This is a genomic window from Mycolicibacterium chitae, from assembly GCF_900637205.1.
GTDB lineage: Bacteria > Actinomycetota > Actinomycetes > Mycobacteriales > Mycobacteriaceae > Mycobacterium > Mycobacterium chitae.
The window spans coordinates 4,772,747-4,795,193 of record NZ_LR134355.1 but is presented as its reverse complement, the minus strand read 5'-3'; the positions used below and the strand labels follow the sequence as shown (position 1 = coordinate 4,795,193).

The window sequence follows — 22,447 nt, the reverse complement described above, 5'->3', positions numbered from 1 at the left end:
TCCGGTGGGCCCGCGGTGCGCCGAGTGGAAGTTGTACCGTGTCTTGGTGTTTGATCGACGCTTATTGCCCGCGGTGGCCGCCGCGCTGCTGCTCCTGTCCGTTGCGTGTACGCCCGCGTCCCGCGACGATCCCGAAACCACCGAACCTGCCGTGGGTGGGCTGGCGGCGGCGGTGGATGCCGCCTACGGTCCACTGCTCGACGAGTACGACGTGCCGGGGCTGGCGGTGGCGGTCAGCGTCGACGGGCAATCGCATCTTTTCGAGTACGGCGTGGCCTCCACCGATACCGGTGAGGCGGTCACCGCGGACACCGTGTTCGAAATCGGCTCGGTGAGCAAGACTTTCACGACCTTGCTGGCCGCGCTGGCGCAGGAGCGCGGGCAGTTGTCGCTCGACGACCACCCCGGCCGCTACGTGCCGGAGTTGGGCGGACACCCCATCGACGCCGCGACACTGCTGAACCTGGCCACCTACACCGCCGGTGGCCTGCCGTTGCAGTTCCCGGACACGGTCACCGACGAAGCCGAGATGATCTCCTACTTCCAGCAGTGGCGCCCGACGGCACCGCCGGGACAGCTGCGCGAGTACTCCAACCCGAGCATCGGCCTGCTGGGCCACGCCACGGCCGCGGCCCTGGACGAGGACTTCACGGCGTTGATCGAGGGGCAGCTGTTTCCCGCACTGGGATTGCGGCACAGCTACATTGACGTACCCGAATCCGAAATCGGGCATTACGCCTGGGGATACAACAGCGATGGCGAGCCGGTCCGGGTCAACCCCGGCGTGTTCGACGCGCAGGCCTACGGCGTGAAGACCACTGCCGCGGACCTCATCGAGTTCGTCGAGGCCAACATGGACCCCACCGGTCTCGACCCGGAACTGCGCCGGGCCGTGGAGGCGACGCACGACGGCCATTTTGAACTGGGCGCCATGACGCAGGGGCTGGGTTGGGAACAGTACCGCTATCCGGTCAGCCTGGATGACCTGCTGGCCGGGAACTCCACCACCGTCAGCCTCGAGGCGCAGCCCGTGAACCCGGCGCCCGAGGGGCAGTCGTCCACCGCGACGCTGTTCAACAAGACCGGATCCACTGACGGGTTCGGGGCGTACGTGGTCTTCGTCCCCGAGCAGCGGATCGGCATCGCGATGCTGGCGAATAAGAACTTCCCGAACTCGGCCCGGATCACCGCGGCACACGCGGTTCTCGATCACCTTTCGGGGTGACCCGGGGGTTATCCACAGTGTCGCGCTGTGGGTTATCCACAGTGTCGTTTTGATCCACAGGTGGGTGGTTTCGGTGGTGCGCCGGGGTTGAGGTCGGCTTACTGTCGAACGTATGTGCGAGTTGCTGGCGGATCCTGAGGAGTTGGCTTCGGCCGACGATGCCAGGGTTGTGGACGCCATCTCGGGGTTCGCCCGCGCCGAGAACAGCGCCGCCGCCAGCCGGCTGGCCGCGATCGCCGAACTCATGGACCGCCGCCTCTTCAACATCGACGACGAACGCGAACTGTGGGCCTGCGACGGCTGGGACAGTGTCGCGGCCGAAGTCGCCGCCGCCCTCGGGCTGACCCACCGGCGGGCCTCCACCCAGATGCACCTGGCCCATGCGTTGCGGACCCGGATAACGAAGACCGCAACCAAGCTGGCCAACGGTGAGCTGAGCCTGCGCACTGCGACCACGATCGCCTGGCGCACCAAACTCGTCGAAGACCCCACCCTCTTGGCCACCATCGACGCCGAACTGGCCGCCAAAGCCACCCGGTTCGGGACGCTGTCGGACAAGGCCCTGGACAACGCCATCGACGCCGTACTCGCCGAACACGACCCCGACGCCGTCATCGAGCACCGCGACGCCAACCGCAACCGCGATGTGCAGTTCGGCAAACGCGACGACACCACCGGCACCACCTCGATGTACGGCAGCCTCACCAACGTCGACGCCGCCCTGTTCGACCGCCGGCTACGCGCGATGGCCACTAGCGTCTGCGCTAACGATCCCCGCACCACCGGCCAGCGCCGCTCCGATGCCGTGGCGCTGCTGATCACCGGCGCCGATCGACTGCCCTGCCGCTGCGGCAACACCGAATGCCCGGCCACCACCGCCCCCGACACCCGCGCCGAACACATCGTCGTCCACGTCGTCGCCGACCAGGCCGCCGTCCAGCAAGCCCAAGCCGCCAACACCGCGGCCAGAGCCGAAGCCCAAGCGCGGCGCACCGCCAAGACGGTCGAGGGTGCTGCTAGGGCTGACGAGCGCGTCGAGTCCGCAGAGACCGCGGCCGACACCGGCGACACTGCACGCGAGATCCCGCAAGACGGACACGCTGCCCCACCGTCCGAATGCGCGGAGCCCAAGGCCAAGGCCGACGACACCCCCGACGACACCCCCGACAACAATCCCGTCGAGCCCGCAGCCCCCAAAGACCCCACCCCGCAACCCAATTCCCGCAACCGCACCGCGGTCCTGCAGGGCGGCGGCATCGTCCCCGCACCACTGCTGGCCGAACTGGTCGACACCGGCGCCACCGTCAAACCCCTGCGGACCCCCGCCGAGGCCCCCGAACCGCGCTACCGCCCCTCCGCGGCGCTGGCCACCTGGGTCCGCGCCCGCGACATGACGTGTCGCTTCCCGGGCTGCCACACCCCCGCCGAACGCGCCGATCTTGACCATACGATTCCTGATGGTCAAGGCGGGCCGACCCACCCGTCGAATCTGGCTTGCCTGTGTCGAAAACACCACTTGTTGAAGACGTTTTGGACCGAATGGTCTGAAACCCAACACCCCGACGGCACCATCGTCTGGACCACACCGGCAGGCAAGACCTACACCACCCACCCCGGCAGCAAGATCGCGTTCCCGAACTGGGACACCACCACCGCCACCCTCCCAACACCAACACCACCCACCGAGACCACCAACCCCGACCGCGGCCTCCAAATGCCGCGACGCCGACGCACCCGCAAAGCCGACCAAACCCAACGCCTCAAAACCGAACGCGGCAACAATGCCCAAGCACGCCAAGGGTATTCACCCCGAGCGGAACAACCACAACCAGATCCCTGCACCCGAGAGGGGCCAGACGATGCGACCGACCCGCCGCCATTCTGAGACCTCCAATCGAGCCAGATCAGGGGTCCTGCTGCGGCGCAATCGGTTCGATGGAGTCGCCGGTGGTGTCTCGCAGCGTGACCCGGAACTGCATCACCCGATACGGCCAGCCGCGCTTGGTATGCCAATGGGAGACAACCAACCCCACCCCGCCGGGCACATCCAGCCGGGAACCGGGCAGCAGGTAGCCGCCGTAGAGTTGGGCCACCCGGCAATCGACGTGGCTCTCCCCGGGCCAGCTGCAGCCCGAGACCGGTCGCTGCAACGGGGCTGCGGTCAGGGGCGACGTCGGCGATCCGAGCGTGCGGTAACCCAGGGCATATTCGGACGCGAGGAAGCCGCCGAGCACCCACTGCCCGGTGTCCAGCCGGCGCAGCGACAACTCGCCCCAGCGTTCGTCGGCCGGGGACAACACGCTCGCGTGCGGGCTCCAGGACCACTGGCCCCGCCGTCGGCCCCAGGCCTGGTACGCGGACGCATCGCCGATGTCGGCGGGTCGGACCCGGCGCAGGATGATGCCCTTGTCGCGCTGAAATCCCGTCGACGCGATGTAGACCCAGCCGTCGTCGGGGTCGTAGTCCCAGGACCACAACTGGGCGTGACCGTCGTGCAGATCGGCCCCGAACGTCGCCGCCTCACCCATGTGCTCCCACGTGAGGCCATCATCGGCCGACGACCAGATCTCGGTCCAGAGGACCCGGTGCAGACCACGATTGACCATCACGTGCAGGTAGAGCATGTCGTCGACGCGCAGCAGATCCGATGGCAGCACCGTGCTGATGCCGCCGCGGGCCCAGTGCGGGCCGTGGTCGTGGATGTAGAACCGCAACTGCCGCGCGTAGTCCGGATCGGGTCCGCCGGCGCGCTCCCACACGATCGGGGTGGTCGCATCCCCCTCGCCGATCAGGATCACCGGGGATCGCCAGTCGCCCTTGCCAACCCGACGCCCCGCGAAGGTATCGCCGAACACCGCGACCAACTTGCCGTTGCGGGCACGAACGACAGCGCCCAGGTCGGTGGCGGTCACGCCCCAGCGGTCGGTGATCCCGGGACCGGTCAGGTCGGCGAGCTTGCCGTCGGAACGGGACCCGGCCGGCAGCGCCGCCTGCGCGAACTGGTCCCGGCCGCGCAGCACGGACAACGCCGCCGACACCCAACTCACGGCGTCAGCGTCACCTTCACACAGTCCGACGTGCGGGCCGCCACGGCGGCGTATCCGGCCGCGGCCTCGCCCAGCGGCATGGAATGGGTGAAGATCCCGGCCGTGTTCAGGCGACCGGACTGGATCAGCGGGATCAGCTCGGGCCAGGTCTGCTGCACCGGTGCGGTGGTGCCGCGCAGCGTGATGCTGCGCAGCAGGCACATGGTGGCCGGGTACGGGAACGTGTTGAGGTCGTGCACGCCGACCACCGACACCGTGCCACCGGCCCGCACGAGCGACAGCGCCGCGCTCATGGTCGCGTCGCTGCCCACGGCGTCGATCACCGACGCGGCGCCGCGGCCCTTGGTGGCCTCTATGACGGCCTCGACCGCCGGCGGTGCCACGGGCGTCGCGCCGCTGAGCGCGGCCCGATCGCGGCGGCCCTCCACCGGGTCGACGGCGAACACGGTGCCCGCACCCTGGGCGATGGCGCTGCGCACCGCGCACAGGCCGACCGCGCCCAGGCCCAGCACGACGACGGGGCCGCCGGGCGGGATGTCGGCGCGCCGCGCGCCGGCCCAGCCGGTGGCCAGGTTGTCGGTCAGCAGCAGGGCCTCCTCGGTGTCGAGGCCGTCGGGAATCTTGAGCAGCTGGAAATCGGCGGCGGGTACGGCCAGCAGGTCCGCCTGCGCACCGCCGAGCACCCCGGCGCCGAAGACCTGCGGACCGCCCAGGCAGTTGACGGGGTCGTGGGTGGCGCACCCGACGCAGTGGCCGCAGCCCGCGACCGAGGAGACCAGCACCAGGTCGCCGACCTCGACGGTGCGGACGTCGGCGCCCTTCTCGACGACGGTGCCGATGGCCTCGTGGCCCAACGCCACCGGCTCCAGCATCGGATAGTCACCCTCGTAGAAGTGCAGATCCGAACCGCAGATGGCGGTGGCATTGACTTCGATGACGGCGCCGTCGGGCCCGGGCAAACCCGGATCGGGACGGGTATCGATACGGATCTGACCTGGGGCGTCGATCACTACGGTGCGCATTACTCTCCTTGGTAGCCCGCGGCGCTGCGGGGGTCAAGCGAATTCGAAGTCGGCCGGATCCGGGGTGCGGGTCCAGGCCCAGTAATCGACCAGACGCCACGGACTCAGCGAATGCACCCGGCCGTTGTCGTCCTTGTAGAAGCTGTGCTCGATGCTGGGTTGGGACCACACCAGCGTGGCGAGTTCGTCCTGGCAGCGCGCATACCAGTCGTCGTAGCACTCGCGGCGTGGCGTCATCGCGCGCTCACCCGCGGCCAGCAGCAGGTCCAGACATCCCATGATGTAGCGGATCTGGCATTCGGAGTGGAAGATCAGGCTGCCGCCGCTGGCCAGGTTGGTGCCGGGGCCGTACATGCAGAAGAAGTTCGGGAACCCCGGGACGGTGATGCCCAGGTACGCCGCGGGGCGCTCACCCCAGGCGTCGTGCAGTTCGACACCGTCGCGGCCGTATACCCGGATCGAGGACAGCATGTCGTTGACGCGAAAACCGGTGGCGTACACCAGGATATCGGCCGGGTGGCGGGTGCCGTCGGCGGTGACGACGGCCGCGGGCTCGACGTGGTCGATGGGGGTGCGCACCAGTTCGACGTGGGGGCGGCCCAAGGTACGCAGCCAGCTGCCGTTGTCCTGCAGGGTGCGCTTGCCCGTCGCCGGATAGTCGGGCAGGACCTTCTCGAGCAGGTCGGTGTCGCCGTCGACTTGGCTGGTGATCCACTCGGTGAACATCATCCGGGCCAGGTCGTTGGCCGCGCTGATCGCGCGCTGCTGATCGGGCCAGTCGGGGTCGACCTTGGCCGCGGCCAGGCCCGTATCGCAGCCGGGCCAGAAGATCAGGAAGCGGTACCAGCGGCCGTAGAACGGGAGGTGCCGCAGCGCCCATTGCACGCCCGGCCCGACGGACTCGTGGTAGTTCGGATTGGGGAACATCCACTGCGCAGTGCGTTGGAACACCGTGAGGCGGTTGACCTTGTCGGCGATGGCGGGCGCCACCTGGAAGCCGGTGGCGCCGGCGCCGACGAGGGCGACGTCCTTGCCCGCGAGGTCGACGTCGTGATCCCAGCGCGCGGTGTGGAAGGCCGGTCCCGCAAACGATTCCGCGCCCGCGAACTCGGGGATGTGCGGGGTGTTGAGCTGACCGACGGCGCTGATCACCGCCCGGGCTCGCAGCGTCTCCTCGGCGCCGTCGGCGCCCTGGATCCGCACCGTCCAGGTTGCCGCGGCCTCGTCCCAGGTGGCATCGAGCACCCGGGTGTTGAACCGCACGTGGTCACCGATGCCGTGGCGCTCCAGCACGGTCTGGAAGTAGCTCTGCAGTTCGGGCTGGCGGGCGAAGTATTCGCTCCAGTGATCATCGGGTTCGAAGCTGTAGCAGTAGAAGTGGTTACCGACGTCCACCCGCGCGCCGGGATAGGTGTTCTCCCACCAGGTTCCGCCGACACCCGCATTCTTCTCGAGGACGGTGTAGGGGATGCCGGCCTGCTGCAAGCGGATCGCGGCCAGCAGGCCCGACTGCCCGCATCCGATCACCACGACCGGGAACTCGGCGCGGGACTCCCGACTCGAGGTATGGCCCGCCCCGCGGGCGTCGCGGCCGTCGAGGCCCATCTCCTCGAGCATCATCGGAACATACTCGTCGGGCACCTCGGCGCACACCAGCCAGTCCATCATCCGCTTGAGCAGCTGCGGATCGATGGGCGCGGGTTCCGGGCAGCCCCGGTCGCGGTAGTCGCGGATGATGTCGAGCGCCACGGCGCGGGCGGCGGCCTTGTCCTCCTCGGACATATAGCCCTGGACCTCGTTGAGGAACAGTCCGGCGGGCCGCAGCGGGCCGTCGAGCAGCGTGGTATCGCCGCTCATGTGCACGCACGACAGCAGCAGGGTGGGGATTGACACGTCGGCCAGCGCCGCGGCGATCTCGGCATCCGAACTGGTGAATGGTTCGCCGGCGTGCGGATTGCGCATTCGCCGAGGTTAACCGATCGCCGGGCGGGAGTGAACATTCAACGGAAAGTGTCTACTCGGAGGGGCCACCCACCGGTTGCGGCCCTTGTTCTATTCTCCATAGAATATTTTCTATGGAGATTGGAGGTGGCGGCATGGTGCTGTCCGCGGAAGAGCAGTCGCTGGTCGATACGGTGCACGACTTCGTCGAGAAGCAGGTCAAACCGGTGGCGCGCGAACTCGAGCACGCCAACACGTATCCCGAGGAACTCATCGAGACGATGAAGGAGATCGGGATCTTCGGGCTCGCGATCCCGGAACCGTACGGCGTCGGGCAGGTGTCGATGCCCTGCTACGTCACCGTCACCGAGGAACTGGCCCGCGGCTGGATGAGCCTGGCCGGCGCCATGGGCGGGCACACCGTGGTCTCGAAGCTGATCACCATGTTCGGCACCGAGGAACAGAAGCAGCGTTACCTGCCGCGGATGGCCACCGGCGAGTTGCGCACCACCATGGCGCTCACCGAACCCGGCGGCGGTTCGGACCTGCAGGCCATGCGCACGGTCGCGCGCCGCGACGGCGACGAGTACGTGATCAACGGCTCGAAGACGTGGATCACCAACGCGCGGCGGGCCGGACTGGTCGCGCTGATGTGCAAGACCGATCCGACCGCCGAACCGGCCCACCGCGGGGTGTCGATCCTGTTGGTCGAGAAGGTGCCGGGCTTCACGGTCTCCAAGGATCTGCCCAAGCTCGGCTACAAGGGCGTGGAGAGCTGCGAGCTCAACTTCACCGACTGCCGGGTGCCGGCCGATGCGCTGCTCGGCAGCGCCGAGGGCAGCGGCTTCGCCCAGATGATGAAGGGCCTCGAGGTGGGTCGGCTGCAGGTGGCGGCGCGGGCCACCGGGGTCGGGCGCGCCGCGTTCGAGGACTCGCTGCGCTACGCCCAGGAGCGGGAGAGCTTCGGCAAGCCCATCTGGCAGCACCAGTCGGTGGGCAACATGCTCGCCGACATGGGGACCAAGCTGTCGGCCGCCCGGGCGCTGTTGCTCACCGCCGCAGCGAAATTCGATTCCGGCGCCCGCGTCGACATGGAGGCCGGGATGGCCAAGCTGTTCGCCTCCGAGGTCGCGATGGAGATCGCGTTGGACGCGGTGCGCGTGCACGGCGGCTACGGCTACTCCACCGAATACGACGTGGAACGCTACTTCCGGGATGCCCCGCTGATGATCGTGGGCGAGGGCACCAACGAGATCCAGCGCGGGGTGATCGCCAAGCAGCTCGTCAAGCGCGGCGGTCTGGACCTGTGACGGCGGCCCAATCCGCCGACCCGGCAATGCTTCCGCTGAGCGGCGTCACCGTGCTCTCCCTCGAGCACGCGGTGGCCGCCCCGTTCGCCACCCGGCAACTGGCGGATCTGGGCGCGCGGGTGATCAAGGTCGAGCGGCCCGGTTCCGGGGACTTCGCCCGTCAGTACGACGACTCGGTCAACGGCGAATCGAGCTACTTCGTCTGGCTCAACCGCTCCAAGGAGTCGATGGCCATCGACGTCAAATCCGAAGCCGGGCACAAGATCCTGCACGAACTGGCCGAGAAGGCCGACGTCATCGTGCAGAACCTGGGTCCGGGCGCGGCCGCCCGGCTGGGGCTCTCGGCCGAGGAGATCCGCGCCCGCGACCCGCGCAAGATCGTCGTCTCGGTCACCGGCTGGGGCAGTTCGGGGCCCTGGGCGGACCGCAAGGCCTACGACCTGCTGGTGCAGTGCGAGACGGGGCTGGTGTCACTGACCGGCACCCCGGATGAGGTCGCCAAGGTCGGCGTGTCCATCGCCGACATCGCCGCGGGCATGTACGCCTTCAGCGGGACGCTGGCCGCGCTGTACCGCCGCGAACAGACCGGCGAGGGCGCGACCATCGAGGTGTCGCTGTTCGAGGCGCTCGCCGAATGGGTCGGTCAGCCAGCCCATTTCACTGCCGGCGCCGGCCGCCAGCCGGGGCGCTTCGGCGCGCAGCACGCCACGATCGCGCCGTACGGACCGTTCGACGCCGAGGACGGTCACACCGTGCTGATCGCGATCCAGAACGAGCCGGAATGGGCCAGGTTCTGCGACGGGGTGCTGCAGCGACCCGACGTCGCCGAGGATCCCCGGTTCGCCTCGAGCACCCTGCGGGTCGCCCACCGCGACGTGGTGAACGCCGTGATCGCCGAGGTCTTCGCGAGCCTGCCGACCCCCGAACTGGAAGCGCGGCTGACCGCGGCGCGGATCGCCTTCGCCGGGGTCAACACGGTCGACGAGTTCCTCGAACATCCCGTCTTGGCGGCGCGGGATCGCTGGCGGACCGTGCAGACCCCGGGCGGTCCGGTTCGGGCCTTGCTGCCGCCGGTCGAGCTCGGGGCCGAACCACGGATGGGGCCGGTGCCCAGCCTCGGCGAGCACACCGCCGCGATCCTCGAAGAACTCGGCCGATGAACGCCGACGACGTCCGCGCGGCGCGGTCGCTGTTGTTCGTGCCCGGTAACCGACCGGAGCGGTTCGACAAAGCCGTTGCGGCGCAGCCCGATGTGGTGATCCTCGACATCGAGGACGCCGTGGCCGGCACCGACAAGGACGCCGCCCGCGCGCACGTAGGGCAGTGGCTGTCGGCCGGTCACTCGGCGATGGTGCGGATCAACGCCGCCGACACCCCGTGGCACGAGCAGGATCTGGCGCTGGTCGCGGCGCACCGTCCCGCGGTCATGCTGGCGAAAGCCGAACGCGTCGAGCAGATCACGCCGATCACCGAGCTGGCACCGGGCGCCGCGGTGGTTCCGCTGATCGAGACGGCGGCCGGGGTCGCCGCGGCCACCGAACTCTGCGCGGTGCCGGGCGTGGCCCGGGTGGCGTTCGGCAGCATCGACCTGGCCAACGAACTCGGTGTCGATCCCGAGGACCGGGAGGCGCTGCTGCTGCACCGCTCGACGCTGGTGCTGGCCTCCGTGCTGGCCGGGGTGGCGCCGCCGATCGACGGGGTCACCACGGTGTTCACCGAAACCGGCCCGGTCACCGACGATTTCACCTATGCCAGGCGACTCGGCATGTCGGCGAAACTGTGCATCCATCCGGCCCAGGTGGCGGCGGTGCATGCCGCGGCGGCACCGTCGGAGGCGGACATCGCGTGGGCGACGAAGGTGGTCGCCGCCGCGGAGACCGCGGACGGATCCGCCGCCGCGGTCGACGGGCGGATGATCGACCTGCCCGTGGTGGACCGTGCGCGCCGCATTCTGGCCGTGGCGCAACGGGTTTGAGCCGCTAGCCCAGCGTTCCGCTCGCGGCGAGGTGCTCGGCCAGCAGGGCGCCGGCCTTGCGGACGTGGCGCGCCATGGCCTCCCGGGCCGCCTCCTCGTCGCCGGAGCGCAGGTGTTCGATGATGGCGCGGTGGTCCTGCGCGGAGGCCTCCGGCCAGCCCTCGACCGCGGCGAAGAACTTGCGCGGGGCATACGGCAGCGTGGTCTTGATGAGCCAGCGGATCTTGCGGGAGCCCGCCAGCCGGTAGATGGCCTCGTGGAATCGGTGGTTGAGCCGCTCGACGGCCTCGTAATCCTTTTCCGCGGCGGCCTTTTCGAGCTCGGCCTGGGTGGCCTCGAGCTGGTCCAGCAGCTCCGGGGTGATCAGCCGGGTGGCGCGCGCGGTGAGCTCGCCACCCAGCAGCGCCTGGGCGTCGTAGATGTCGCGGATGTCCTCGCTGGACAGGGCGGTCACCGAGAAGCCGCGGCGGGGTTCGATGGTGAGGAACCCCTCGGTCTGCAGCAGCAGCAGCCCCTCCCGGGCCGGGGTCGCGCTGATACCCAGTTCGTCGGCCACGGTCTCGGGGCGGATGAACTCCCCGGCGCGCAGCTGGCCGGAAACGATGAGTTCGCGCACGTGGGCCGCCGCGACGTCGCTGAGCCGGAGCAGGGGCTTCCGCTTGCGGTCAGCGGCAGTGTTCACCCATCGAATATAGACAATATTCTGCGTCTGGCCAGCGTCCGAACCGCGCGCGGCGGCGGTTCGCAAAGGTATGTACAAATGAGGGTGACAGTCCCGCCGAACCCTGGGACATGCGCCCGGGTCGGGCGCGTGTGCGCAGGACAGCGCACCTTCGCGCGCACGCTCGCGAAGGTTGACATTTGGTGGCGAGGGTGCGTACATATCGCATTGGTCCGACGCAACAGGGGAGGTATGTCGTCCGATGACCGCCGACTCCGGCGCTGCTCCGGCCTACCAGCGCATTGCCGAGGCGCTGCGCCTGACCGTGCTGCGCTCCCCGGACGCCGAACTGCGCCTGCCCACCGAGGCCGAACTCGCCGAGGAACACGGGGTCAGTCGGCAGACCGTCCGTCGCGCCTACCAGGAACTGGTCTCCGATGGGTTGGTGACCCGCACGCCGGGGCGCGGGACGTTCGCCGCCGGCGGTGGCTCGCAGTACTTGCGCCGCTTCGGCACCGTCGAGGACCTGATGAGTCTGTCCGTCGACACCGAGATGGAGGTGTTGTCGTCGTTGTCGCGGCGTATCGACATCGAGGCGGCCGGCCGGCTCGGACTGTCCAGCGACGTCGTCGCGACGTTGTCGTTTCGGCGGCTGCACCTGGGCATTCCGTTCTGCGTGACCGACGTCTACCTGCCGTCCGAGTTCGGTGCCCTGATCGACGATGTCCCGGAAGTGCAGCAGGGCGCCCGGAGTTCGCGAACTATCATCGGCTTGCTCGACCCGGTGTTGCCGGACCCGATCGGCGGCGCCGACCAGACCATCACGGTGGCGACGGCCGACGAACGCGTGGTCGCCGCGACGGACTGCGAGCCCGGCGAGCCGATGCTGCGCATCGATCGCCTCTACCGGACGATCACCGGTACGGCGGTCGAGTTGGCGGTGTCCCGGTTCGTCACCTCGCTGTACAGCTACCGATCCAGCCTGCGCCGCACGCGCAGTTGAGCAAGAGGAATTCGATGCGGCCTGCCGACGACGACACCGGCGACACCTCGTTCGTGCCGCAGAGCGGGATCGCCGCAGTCGACCGCGCGGTGGCCGTGCTGGACGCGTTCACCCACGGTGAACTGCGGCTCGGGGTCAGCGACATCGCGCGCGCCACCGGGTTGAGCACCAGCACCGTGCACCGGGTGCTGGCGTCGCTGTGCACGCATGCGTTGGTGACCAAGGTCGGTCCGAACTACGCGCTGGGCCCGCGCGTGTTGCAACTGGCCGCCGCCGCGCGCGACACCGGCAACCTCACCGCGGTCGCACGGCCGGTGATGACCCGACTGCGCGACAGCACCGGCGAGACGGTGGGTCTGCACGTGGCCAAGAACGGCGGTCGCTTCGTCGTCGACCAGGTGGAGAGCACCCAGCCGCTGCGACGCACGTATACCGAGTGGGGCCAATCGATTCCGCTGTACCAGGGTGCGCCCAGCCGCGTCCTGCTGGCCTACTCCGACGAGCGGACCATCGCCGAGGTGCTCGCCGGGCCGTTCGAGAGCATCACCGCGAGCACCGTCATCGACCGCGCGGAACTCACCCGGCAGATTGCCCTGGTCCGGGAGCACGGCTACACGTTCTCGTTCGAGGAACGAGTGGCCGGGATCCGGTCCATCGCGGTGCCGCTGTGGGATTACACCGGCACGGTGGTCGCGGCGATGAGCGTTACCGGCCCCGCGATGCGGGTGACCGAGGAATGGATGTACCGGATGTTGCCGGTCATCTTGGCGGCGGCCGCCGACATCTCCGGTGAATTGGGCTACCTGCCCCCGGGTGCGACCGGGCGCCCATCCGCCGGCTCGAGGTGACGCTTGACACACATGGGGCCGCACCCCTAACGTTCCCGTAGCGCGGATGGCCTTCCCGCTACGCGGAAAGCTTGCGCAAATGGCCGTACGTTCTTTGTGCTGCGCGCATGCGGATCAGGCGGCCTGATGGTTGGGCTGAACTGCGCAGACATTAGAAGATTCACATCCACTGAAATGTTGACTCAGAAATGTACGGCCATAACTAGACCGCGACCCAGATCACAGACGATCGGATATCGAATGACACGTCACACCACCCGCACCATGTTGGTCGGCGCCGCCACGGTCGCCCTGGCGCTCTCCGGTTGCGCCTCCGAGTCCGAGGGCACGGATTTCTCCGGCGCCAAGCTGCGCTGGGTCGTGTCCAGCGCCCCGGGCGGCGGATTCGACACCACGACAAGGCAATTGGAACCGTTCTTCGCCGAAGCGCTGGGGACCACGACCACCGTCGAGAACATGGAGGGTGGCGGCTACGCCATCGGCGCGCAGACCATGCTCACCAACGGCGCCGACTGCACCAGCGTCGTCACCCACGGCGTGCCGCACCTGATGTTCTCCTACATGACCCAGTCCGTGGACTACGACCTCGACAGCTTCGCCCCGGTCGGCGGGATCAGCATCGAACCCGGCGTCATCCGGGTGCGCAACGACGCGCCGTGGCAGGACATCCAGGCGTTCGTGGACGACGCGAAGGCCCGGCCCGGCGCCATCAAGATCAGCGTCTCTGACCTGCAGAGCAACAACTACATCGCCCTGCTCCAGATGGAGCGCGACCTGGGTATCGACCTCAACATCATCGGCTACGACGGCGGCGGGCCCTCGCGGACCGCGCTGGTCAGCGGCGAGGTGGACGCCACCCACGCCGGCGTGTTCAACAGCCTGGCCATCGCCGACGACACCCGCGTGATCGCCGTCAGCCAGCCCGAGAACAAGTGGCCCGACGTCACCGACGACGCGCCGCCCATCAACGAGGCACTCGGGGTGGAACTGCCGGCCAACGCCTCCAACTACGTGGTGTTCGCCTCGGCCGAGTGTCGGGACAACAACCCCGAGCGCTACCAGATGCTTGTCGACGCCCTGAAGACCTCGGTCGAGAACGAGGGTTACCTGAGCACCCTGGCCGACCTCGGCGAGGAGTCCAAGGTCGCCTACCTGACCCCGGACGAGGTCGAGGAACTCGCCACGCAGTCGCAATCCGACATCGAACAACTCCTCGAGGCGAACCCGAATGCCTTCGGCGGCTGATCCTTTGACCGCGACCGAGAACCACACCGGCAGCGCGGGGGCGAGGCTTGCCCTCGTCTCCGCGCCCGGGGGGATGGCCATCGTCATCGGCGTGCTGGCGTGGATGATGTCGGTGGATCTCAACCCCGCCGACAAGGGCTATCCCCGGGCGCTGGCCGGCCTGCTGGTGCTCGTCGGGGTCTGGAACCTGGTCGCCGACCTGCGCGAGCGCGCCGCCGGCGACGAACCCGACCCCGAGTACGGCCGGCTGGTCGCCTGGCGGGTGGCGGGCTTCATCGCGCTGATCGCGCTGTCGATCTGGCTGGTCAAGCCCATCGGGTTCTACCCGGCCGCCGGCCTGCTGGTCCTGGGCGGCCTATTGATCATGGGTGTGCGTAAACCCCTTGTCCTGATTGTCTTTCCGTTGGTGCTGATCGGCCTCGGCTACGTGCTGTTCACCATGCTGATCGGCGTCCCCCTACCCCTTGCCAGAGGATTCTGATGCTGGACAACATCACCGCGGGCCTGGGACTGCTGCTGCAGCCCGCGCCGCTGATGTGGCTGGTGGTCGGCGTCTCGGTGGGCTTTGTCGTCGGCGTGCTGCCGGGCCTGAGCACCTCCAACACCGCCGCCCTGCTGCTCCCGTTCGCCATCACCCTGCCGCTGGAGAACTCCCTGGTGCTCATCGTGAGCATCTATGCCGGAGCGCAATTCGGCGGCGCGGTCCCGGCGATCCTGTTCAACGTGCCCGGTGAGGCCGGCTCGGCGGTCACCGCCCTGGACGGCTACCCGTTGGCCAAACGCGGTCAAGCGGGGCTGGCGATCGGCATCGCCCGGATGGCCTCGGTCCTCGGCGGCGTCATCAGCGGATTCTTCGTGCTGTTCCTGCTCCAACCGCTCGGCGCGCTGTCGCTGAAATTCGGTGCGCGGGAGATGTTCGCCATCATCGTGCTCGGCCTGGTGGTCGCCTCGTCCCTGATGGGCGGGTCGGCGCGCAAGGGGCTGCTGGTCGGCCTGCTGGGCCTGCTGCTCGCCGTCGTGGGGGTCAGTCCCGGGACCGCCGAGACCCGGTTCACCTTCGGCGAACTGCAGCTCTACGACGGAATTCCGTTCCTGGCGGCGCTGATCGGCGTCTTCGCGATCAGCGAGATGCTGATGCTCGTCGGCTCCACGCTGATGCAGAAGCGGCAGCGCGAGCAGGCCGTGGACTCCGGCGGGCTGCGCAAGGAGACCCGCGACGCGATCGACGGCGTGAAGGCCACCTTGAAGGAACCGGGCGCGGTGGCGCGCTCGAGCAGCGTCGGGATCATCCTCGGGCTCATCCCCGGCCTGGGTGCGGCGGTCGCGAACTTCATCAGCTACTCGTTCGAGAAGCGGCGCTCCAAGACACCCGAGGAATTCGGCAAGGGCAGCCACAAGGGCATCATCGCCTCGGAGGCCTGTGACAACGCGGTGGCGAGTTCCAGCCTGATCCCGACGTTCACGCTCGGCATCCCGGGCAGCGCCACCATGGCCGTCGTGCTCGCGGCGTTCTACCTGCAGGGCATCCAGCCCGGACCGCGGGTGCTGCAGAGCAACAGCGCCGAGGTCTACGCGGTGGCGATCGCGCTGATCGCCGCCAGCATCCTGATCCTCCCGCTGGGCGTGGTGTTGGCCGGACCGCTGGCGTCGGTGACCAAGGTGCCGCTGTCGTTCCTGGTGCCCACCGTGCTGTTCATGTCGATGGTCGGCGTGTACGCCATCCGCAACTCGATCTTCGACGTCGGCCTGGCGCTGTTCTTCGGCGTCATCGGTCTGTTGTTGCGGCTCAACGGATATCCGGTGATCCCGTTGATCCTCGGCATCATCCTGGGCCCGCTTGCCGAGGAGTATCTGCTGCGCAGTCTGCAACTCGCCGACGGGCCGAGCTACTTCTTCGGGTCGGTCGTCGTGAACATCCTGTGGGCCTTGTTGATCGGCGCCCTGGCGCTGATGGCGGTCTCGGGTCTGCGCAAGCGCCGCGGCGCGAGCACGCCCGACCCCGAACCGGCCGAGCAGTACAACTAGAGAGGAGGCCCGGGTGCGGGCCGCAATTGTGACGGGCGCCAGCCGCAACATCGGGCTGGCGATCGCCCGCCGGCTTCTCGCCGACGGCTGGCGAGTATGTCTGACCGGACGCGACCGCGACAGCGTCGTCGCGGCGGCCGAGGGATTGGCGGCGGCCGGGGCCGGCGAGGCGGTGCGCGCCTTCGCCGGTGACATCGGCGTCGAGGACGACGTGCGCCGCCTGATCGACGACGTCGAAAATGCCTGGGGCGCCGTTGATGCCGTCGTCAACAACGCCGGCATCCGGGCGCACGGACCCCTCGAGTCGATGACGGTCGAGAACTGGGACGCGGTGCTGGCCACCGTGCTGACCGGGGCGTTCCTGACCACCCGGGCGGTGCTGCCCGGCATGCGGGAACGCGGGTGGGGCCGCATTGTGAACATCGCCGGCATGTCGGGACAGTCCGGCGCCGCCGGCCGAGTTCCGGTGGTAACGGCCAAGTCCGGCCTGATCGGACTCACCAAGGCCTGCGCCCACGAGGCCGACGGTTCCGGCGTCACCGTCAACGCCGTCTCGCCCGGACACATCGACACCGAACGGCGCCCGGGCCTCGGCGACGACGGCACCGCCGCGCAGCACTACCGGCACCTGGCCGAGCAGGGTAATCCGGTCGGGCGCATCGGCGCGGTCGAGGACGTCGCCGGCGCGGTGTCCTACCTGTGCGGGCCGGACGCGGGATACGTGACGGGGCAGGTGCTCTCGGTGAACGGCGGTGCGTACATGTAGCGACTTTCCGCCTGACCAGCGGACTTCGAATACATCGCCGACACCCCCGAAAGGACCCCAGATGGTTGCCGAGATCAGCGCGCAAACCCGCCGCCTCGCCGAATTCCTGAGCGCCGCCGCATCGACCCCGCTGCCGCCGGAAGTGCTCCACAAGACCAAGCACCACGTCATCGACACCATCGCCGCCATGGTCTCCGGCGCCGAATTGCCGCCCGGCAAGCGCGGTCTGGCCTACGTCGCCGACGTGGCCGACGGCGCCAGCGTGCTCATCGGCGGTGGGCGGGCCGCGCCGGTCGAGGCCGCCCTGGCCAACGGCATGTCGGCGCACGCCGACGAGACCGACGACTCGCACGCGCGCTCCATCAGCCACCCCGGCTGCGCCGTCGTCCCGGCCGCCCTGGCCGTCGGCGATCTGCGCCGCAGCAGCGGGGAGCAGGTGCTGCGCGCCGTCGCCGCGGGCTACGACGTGGGCACCCGGGTGGTGCTCAGCCTCGGAAAGCCGGTGCTGAACACCGATTCCAGCGGTCGCAGCACCCACGCCTACTGCGGCCTGTTCGGCGCGGCCGCCACCGCCAGCACCCTGTACGGCTTCACCGAGGAGCAGGCCCGCCACGCGCTGTCGTATGCGGCCCAGAGCGCCTCGGGGGTGACCAGCTGGGTGCGCGACCCCAACCACGTGGAGAAGGCGTTCGTGTTCGCGGGCATGCCGGCGTCCAACGGCGTGCGCGCCGCGGCGATGGTCGCCTCGGGCTGCGACGGCGTCGACGACGTGTTCAGCGGCGTGCCCAACTTCCTGGACGCCCTGTCGGCCGAGGTCCGCCGCGACGAACTGGCCGACGGCCTCGGCGAGCGCTACGAGATCATGCACACCAACATCAAGAAGTTCGCCGTCGGCTCACCCGCGCAGGCCGCGGTCCAGGCGATGCTCGAACTCGTCGAGGAAGAGCCCATCGACCCGGCGCAGGTCGCCAACATCCGAATCGTGTTGCCGCACGACCTGTGTCGGGTGGTCGACAACCGCTCGATGCCCGACATCTGCTGCCAGTACCTGGTGGCCGGCACGCTGGTCGACCGGGCGTTCACCTTCGCGATGGCCCACGACGACGATCGGATGACCGACCCAGTGATCACCGCGCTGCGCCAGCGCACCGATCTGGTGCCCGACCCGGAGAAGGCCGGGGTGCGCACCGCCGACGTCACGGTCACCCTCGCCGACGGCCGCACCCGGCAGCGCTACATCGGTGCGGTGCGCGGCACCGTGGACGATCCGATGACCGACGACGAGGTGACCGCCAAGGCCGTCGACCTGATGGAACCGGTGCTCGACGCCGCGGCCACCGGCGAACTCATGGAACGGCTGTGGTCGCTCGAGGGCTGCGCGGACATCGGCGAGATCACCGGCCGGCTGACCGCCGGCGCACTCGCGGAGGCCCGCCGATGACCGTCGGGGTCCCCGCGCAACTGCGCACCACCGCGGAATCGCTGGCCGGTTGGGCCGTCGAGACGGTACCGAGTCCGGCGGACCTGGAACTGGCCCAGACCGCGCTGATCGACACCGTCGCCGTGGCGCTGGCCGGCGCCGATCATCCGCTGACCACGCTGGTCGCCGGCTTGCCGGCCGCGGCCCGCTGGGCGGCCCAGGCCCACGTCATCGACTACGACGACCTGCACCTGCCGTCGACCACCCACATCAGCACCGTGTGCGTGCCCGCCGCGGCGGCCACGGGCGGCGATGCGCGCGCCTACCTGGCCGGCGCGGGGGTGATGGCCCGATTGGGCGCGGCCCTGGGCTGGGACCACTACTCGCGCGGCTGGCACGCGACTTCGACGACCGCCCCGATGGCCGCCGCGACGGTCGCGGCCACCGCGATGGGCATGGACGTGGAGCGGACCGCTACCGCGATCGCGCTGGCGGTGTCCAGCGCCGGCGGGGTGCAGCGCGCCTTCGGCAGCGACGGCAAGGCCATCCAGGTGGGCCTGGCGGTGGACGCCGGGATCCGGGCGGCCCAACTGGCGGCCGACGGCGCCTCGGCCGACCTGCGGGTGGTCGACGCGTGGCTGGCGCTGGTCTCCGAGCCGCCGTTCGACCTGGCGCTGGGTTCGCCGGAGATGATCCCGGGCGGGCTGGCCGTGAAGGTCTACCCGTGCTGCTATGCGCTGCAACGGCCCATCGCCTGCGCGGCCGAGGTGGCCGTCGACCTCGATCCGAGCCGGGTGGACCGAATCGACGTGTGGCTCAAGGAATCCGCGGTGCAGCCCCTGGTGCATCACCGGCCCACTTCCGGTCTCGAGGCGAAGTTCTGTCTCGAACACGCGCTGGCCGTGGGCGTCATCGACCGGTTCGCGGGATTCCACAGCTTCTCCGATGACGCCGTGCATCGCCCCGAGGTCGCCCGGCTCACCCGCAACGTCACCGTCCACCTGTCCCCGGGCGGTGACGGGCTGCTCGACGACGTGGTCCGGGTGCAGCTGACGACCTCCGACGGCGAAACCCACAGCGGGGAGATCGACATCCCGCCCGGCGCGCCGGGCCGCCCGGTCAGCCGAGATCAATTGGCGCAGAAGGTACGTGACTGCGTCGGCGACCGCGCCGAGACCGTACTCGCCGCCGGCTGGGCCGACCTCCCCGACCTCTTCCAGGGCGCCTCGACACAGGACGCCTCGACACAGGACTCCTCGACACAGAAGGACCCGACATGATCGATCTGACCGAACTGGCCGCGCAGGCCCTCGCCGTCGCCGACCAGGTGGAGGGCCCGGTGCGCACCGAGGCCGTCCGCTCCCTGTTGAACGTGGTCGGCACCACGATCGGTGCGGCGGCCACCGCCGAGACCGACATCGTCGCCGCCGGCATGCGCCGCACGGGCGCGCCGGGACAGGTGCCCGTCCCAGGGCGCGCCGACACCTTCGACCCGCCGTCGGCGGCGCTGATCACCGGCTTCGCCGCGCACCTCGACGATTTCGACGACACCCATCTGGCCACCGTCGTGCACCCCGGGGCCGCCACCCTGGGCGCGGCACTGGGCGCGAGCTGGCTGCACGACCGCACCGGTGAGGAGTTGTTGCGCGCCTTCGCCGTCGGCATCGAGCTGCAGCTGCGGGTCGCGGTGGCAATGTCGCCGTCGCACTACGACGCCGGGTGGCACATCACCGGCACCGTGGGCCCGATCGGCGCGGCCATGGCCGCCGCGATGCTGATGGGGCTCGACGCCGAGGCCACCGGCCGCGCGATAGGCGTTGCCTCCAGCATGACCATCGGGCACCGCGAGGGCTTCGGCACCATGAACAAGCCGCTGCACCCGGGCAAGGCCGCCGCCAATGGCCTGGTCGCGGCGACGGTGGCCGCGCACGGGCTCACCGCCTCGCCGACGGCGCTGGACGGACCCCGCGGCTACTTCCGGGTGCTGGCACCGGAACTCGACGTGGCCAAGCTCGTCGACGGCTGGGGGCAGCGCTGGGAACTGCTGGACAACACTTACAAGCCCTACCCGTGCGGCATCGTCAGCCACCCCGCGATCGAGGCCGCCGAGGCGCTGCATCAGGCGGTGGGCGGACGCGAGGTCGAGCGCGTCGAGGTGCGCTGCCACCCGCTGGTGGTGGAACTGACCGGCAATCCGGATCCCGCCGACGGGCTGGCCGCCCGGTTCTCCACCGTGCACGGCGTGGCCTGCGGCGTGCTGGACGGTCCGGTGACCCTCGGGTCCTACGACGACGCGCACGTGCGCTCGGCACCCGTCATCGCCATGCGGGCCAAGGTGCAGCTGCAACCGGACCCCGAGGTGGCCAGGGCCGCAGTCGCTGTGACGGCAACCCTGGCCGACGGCAGCACCGAGACCTGCGCGGTGCAGAACGCCCGCGGCAGCCTCGAGGTGCCGTTGACCGACGACCAACTCGACAACAAGGTGCTGGCGCTGGTGGAACGCACCCTGCCGGGCCGGGAGAAGGAGATCGTCGAGACCGCACGCACGGTCGCCGCGGCACCCAGCGCCCAGGGCTGGTTCCGCGCCCTGGCCGACACCGCGGCCCGTACCGACCAGGAAGGCACCCCCGCATGAGCACCGATATCACCACCGGAATCAGTTCCTTTGTCGCCGAGCTGAACTGGAGCGACATCCCCGAGTCGGCGCGGGTCGCCGCGCGCCGCACCGCGGCGAACGTGATCGGATTGTCGGTGGGCGCCGCGCACGACCCGGCCGCCGAGGCGGTGCTGGCCGCCGCCGCGGATCTCGGCCAGCGCGGCACCGCGCAGGTGCTCGGCCGCAGCGAACAACTGACCGCGCCGTGGGCGGCGCTGGTCAACGGCCTCACCGCGCACGTCGAGGATTTCGACGACACCTACCTGAGCTGCATCCTGCACCCCGGCGCGCCGATCGTGCCCGCGGCGCTGGCCGCAGCCGAACTGGTGGGCGCGGACGGCGCGACGCTGATGACCGGAGTGGTGGCCGGCGTCGAGGTCGCCAGCCGGCTCGGTGATGCCCTGTGGCCCAGCCACTTCGACCGCGGCTGGCATGTCACCGCGACCACCGGGCCGATCGGCGCCGCGTGTGCGGCCGCCCGGGTGCTGGGCCTGGACGCCACCCGCACCGCGGCGGCGATCGCCATCGCGGCGACCCAGGCCGCCGGGCACACCGAACAACTCGGCTCGATGACCAAGGCCTTCCAGGTCGGCCGCGCCGCGTCGACCGGGGTCGAGGCGGCGCTGCTGGCCGAGCAGGGCTTCACCGGCCCCGCGGAGCCGCTGGCCGGCCGGCGCGGCATGTCCGCGCTGATGGCCGAGGACGTCGACTGGACGCCGATGGCCGATCTGGGGTCGCGCTGGCTGGTCGAACAGAACGCGCTCAAGCCGTACAGCTGCGGTATCGTCAGCCACCCGGTGATCGACGCCGGCAAGCGGCTGCGCGCCGAGGGCGTCGAGGCCGGCGCCGTGGAGTCGGTGACCCTCGACGTCCACCCGCGGGTGCTCGACGTGATGGGCGTGACGGAACCGGAAACCGGTCTGCAGAGCAAGTTCTCGGTCTACCACTGCTTCGCGGTCGGCCTGCTGCGCGACGCCGGCGGACCGGCCGAGTTCAGCGACGAGACCGCCGTCGACCCGGCCATCGCAGCGCTGCGCCGACGGGTGACGGTCAACACCAATCCCGACCGGGCGCCGGACTCCTGCGGGCTGACGGCCACCCTGACCGGCGGCGCGCAGGTCGAGTTCACCATCGAGCACGCGACCGCCAGCGCGGCCGCCCCGATGACCGACGCCGAACTGCAGGACAAGGTGGTGCGCCTGGCGAGCCGGCTCGAGGACCCGAGCCGGCTGTGGGATGTGGCCTGGCGGTTGGACGAGATCGCCGGGGCCGCAGACCTGTTCGCCGTAGCCCGGTAACGCCG

19 protein-coding genes are annotated in these 22,447 nt (G+C 69.8%); 15 read left to right on the top strand and 4 right to left on the bottom strand.

Annotated features, from left to right (window positions below; genetic code table 11):
• Positions 1 to 46 precede the first annotated feature (46 nt).
• Positions 47 to 1,225 (top strand): class C beta-lactamase, encoded by a 1,179-nt coding sequence (gene ampC / locus EL338_RS22930; RefSeq protein ID WP_353961617.1) that lies wholly within the window; start codon positions 47 to 49, stop codon positions 1,223 to 1,225.
• 112 nt (positions 1,226 to 1,337) lie between these two features.
• Positions 1,338 to 3,110, top strand: coding sequence for an HNH endonuclease signature motif containing protein (locus tag EL338_RS22925; protein ID WP_126335836.1), 1,773 nt, complete (start codon positions 1,338 to 1,340; stop codon positions 3,108 to 3,110).
• A 19-nt stretch (positions 3,111 to 3,129) separates the two neighbouring features.
• On the opposite strand, the gene EL338_RS22920 is transcribed toward EL338_RS22925, so the two are convergent.
• The 3 genes from EL338_RS22920 to EL338_RS22910 are packed head-to-tail and all read right to left on the bottom strand — an operon-like array spanning position 3,130 to position 7,256.
• Positions 3,130 to 4,209, bottom strand: coding sequence for a glycoside hydrolase family 183 protein (locus tag EL338_RS22920; RefSeq protein ID WP_126337053.1), 1,080 nt, complete (start codon positions 4,207 to 4,209; stop codon positions 3,130 to 3,132).
• Between the two features lie 59 nt (positions 4,210 to 4,268).
• Positions 4,269 to 5,294 (bottom strand): zinc-binding dehydrogenase, encoded by a 1,026-nt coding sequence (locus EL338_RS22915; protein WP_126335835.1) that lies wholly within the window; start codon positions 5,292 to 5,294, stop codon positions 4,269 to 4,271.
• Positions 5,295 to 5,327: 33 nt separating this feature from the next.
• A complete protein-coding gene (locus EL338_RS22910) occupies positions 5,328 to 7,256 on the bottom strand; it encodes a flavin-containing monooxygenase (protein WP_126335834.1) in 1,929 nt (642 codons plus the stop codon).
• 134 nt (positions 7,257 to 7,390) lie between these two features.
• Between EL338_RS22910 and EL338_RS22905 the strand changes: the two genes are divergently transcribed.
• The 3 genes from EL338_RS22905 to EL338_RS22895 are packed head-to-tail and all read left to right on the top strand — an operon-like array spanning position 7,391 to position 10,520.
• Positions 7,391 to 8,545, top strand: a complete 1,155-nt coding sequence (locus EL338_RS22905) for an acyl-CoA dehydrogenase family protein (protein WP_126337051.1) — start codon at positions 7,391 to 7,393, stop codon at positions 8,543 to 8,545.
• A gap of 26 nt (positions 8,546 to 8,571) precedes the next feature.
• On the top strand, positions 8,572 to 9,705 hold the full coding sequence (locus EL338_RS22900; protein ID WP_126337049.1) for a CaiB/BaiF CoA transferase family protein: 1,134 nt from the start codon (positions 8,572 to 8,574) through the stop codon (positions 9,703 to 9,705).
• Entirely contained in the window at positions 9,702 to 10,520 is an 819-nt protein-coding gene (locus EL338_RS22895) for an HpcH/HpaI aldolase/citrate lyase family protein (protein ID WP_126335833.1), read from the top strand. The genes EL338_RS22900 and EL338_RS22895 overlap by 4 nt, the downstream gene beginning before the upstream one ends.
• Before the next feature lie 4 nt (positions 10,521 to 10,524).
• Here EL338_RS22895 and EL338_RS22890 read toward each other — a convergent pair whose 3' ends face one another.
• Positions 10,525 to 11,202, bottom strand: a complete 678-nt coding sequence (locus EL338_RS22890) for a GntR family transcriptional regulator (protein WP_126335832.1) — start codon at positions 11,200 to 11,202, stop codon at positions 10,525 to 10,527.
• 241 nt (positions 11,203 to 11,443) lie between these two features.
• Here EL338_RS22890 and EL338_RS22885 point away from each other — a divergent pair, with 241 nt between their 5' ends.
• From EL338_RS22885 to EL338_RS22840, 10 genes are all read left to right on the top strand, one after another.
• Complete coding sequence (locus EL338_RS22885) at positions 11,444 to 12,184, top strand: GntR family transcriptional regulator (protein WP_126335831.1); 741 nt, start codon at positions 11,444 to 11,446, stop codon at positions 12,182 to 12,184.
• A 14-nt stretch (positions 12,185 to 12,198) separates the two neighbouring features.
• A complete protein-coding gene (locus EL338_RS22880) occupies positions 12,199 to 13,032 on the top strand; it encodes an IclR family transcriptional regulator (protein WP_126335830.1) in 834 nt (277 codons plus the stop codon).
• A 240-nt stretch (positions 13,033 to 13,272) separates the two neighbouring features.
• Positions 13,273 to 14,277: a Bug family tripartite tricarboxylate transporter substrate binding protein gene (locus tag EL338_RS22875; RefSeq protein ID WP_163791893.1), complete on the top strand. Its 1,005-nt coding sequence runs from the start codon at positions 13,273 to 13,275 to the stop codon at positions 14,275 to 14,277.
• Between the two features lie 4 nt (positions 14,278 to 14,281).
• Entirely contained in the window at positions 14,282 to 14,758 is a 477-nt protein-coding gene (locus EL338_RS22870) for a tripartite tricarboxylate transporter TctB family protein (protein WP_163791892.1), read from the top strand.
• The gene (locus EL338_RS22865; RefSeq protein WP_126335827.1) at positions 14,758 to 16,302 is read left to right on the top strand and encodes a tripartite tricarboxylate transporter permease; all 1,545 of its coding nucleotides are present in this window, start codon (positions 14,758 to 14,760) and stop codon (positions 16,300 to 16,302) included. The genes EL338_RS22870 and EL338_RS22865 overlap by 1 nt, the downstream gene beginning before the upstream one ends.
• A 13-nt stretch (positions 16,303 to 16,315) precedes the next feature.
• Positions 16,316 to 17,068: an SDR family NAD(P)-dependent oxidoreductase gene (locus EL338_RS22860; RefSeq protein ID WP_126335826.1), complete on the top strand. Its 753-nt coding sequence runs from the start codon at positions 16,316 to 16,318 to the stop codon at positions 17,066 to 17,068.
• 61 nt (positions 17,069 to 17,129) lie between these two features.
• Entirely contained in the window at positions 17,130 to 18,509 is a 1,380-nt protein-coding gene (locus EL338_RS22855; protein ID WP_126335825.1) for an MmgE/PrpD family protein, read from the top strand.
• On the top strand, positions 18,506 to 19,768 hold the full coding sequence (locus tag EL338_RS22850; protein ID WP_126335824.1) for an MmgE/PrpD family protein: 1,263 nt from the start codon (positions 18,506 to 18,508) through the stop codon (positions 19,766 to 19,768). Before EL338_RS22855 ends, EL338_RS22850 begins: the two co-directional genes overlap by 4 nt.
• Positions 19,765 to 21,123, top strand: coding sequence for an MmgE/PrpD family protein (locus tag EL338_RS22845; protein WP_126335823.1), 1,359 nt, complete (start codon positions 19,765 to 19,767; stop codon positions 21,121 to 21,123). Before EL338_RS22850 ends, EL338_RS22845 begins: the two co-directional genes overlap by 4 nt.
• Positions 21,120 to 22,442 (top strand): MmgE/PrpD family protein, encoded by a 1,323-nt coding sequence (locus EL338_RS22840; protein WP_126335822.1) that lies wholly within the window; start codon positions 21,120 to 21,122, stop codon positions 22,440 to 22,442. The genes EL338_RS22845 and EL338_RS22840 overlap by 4 nt, the downstream gene beginning before the upstream one ends.
• Positions 22,443 to 22,447 lie beyond the last annotated feature (5 nt).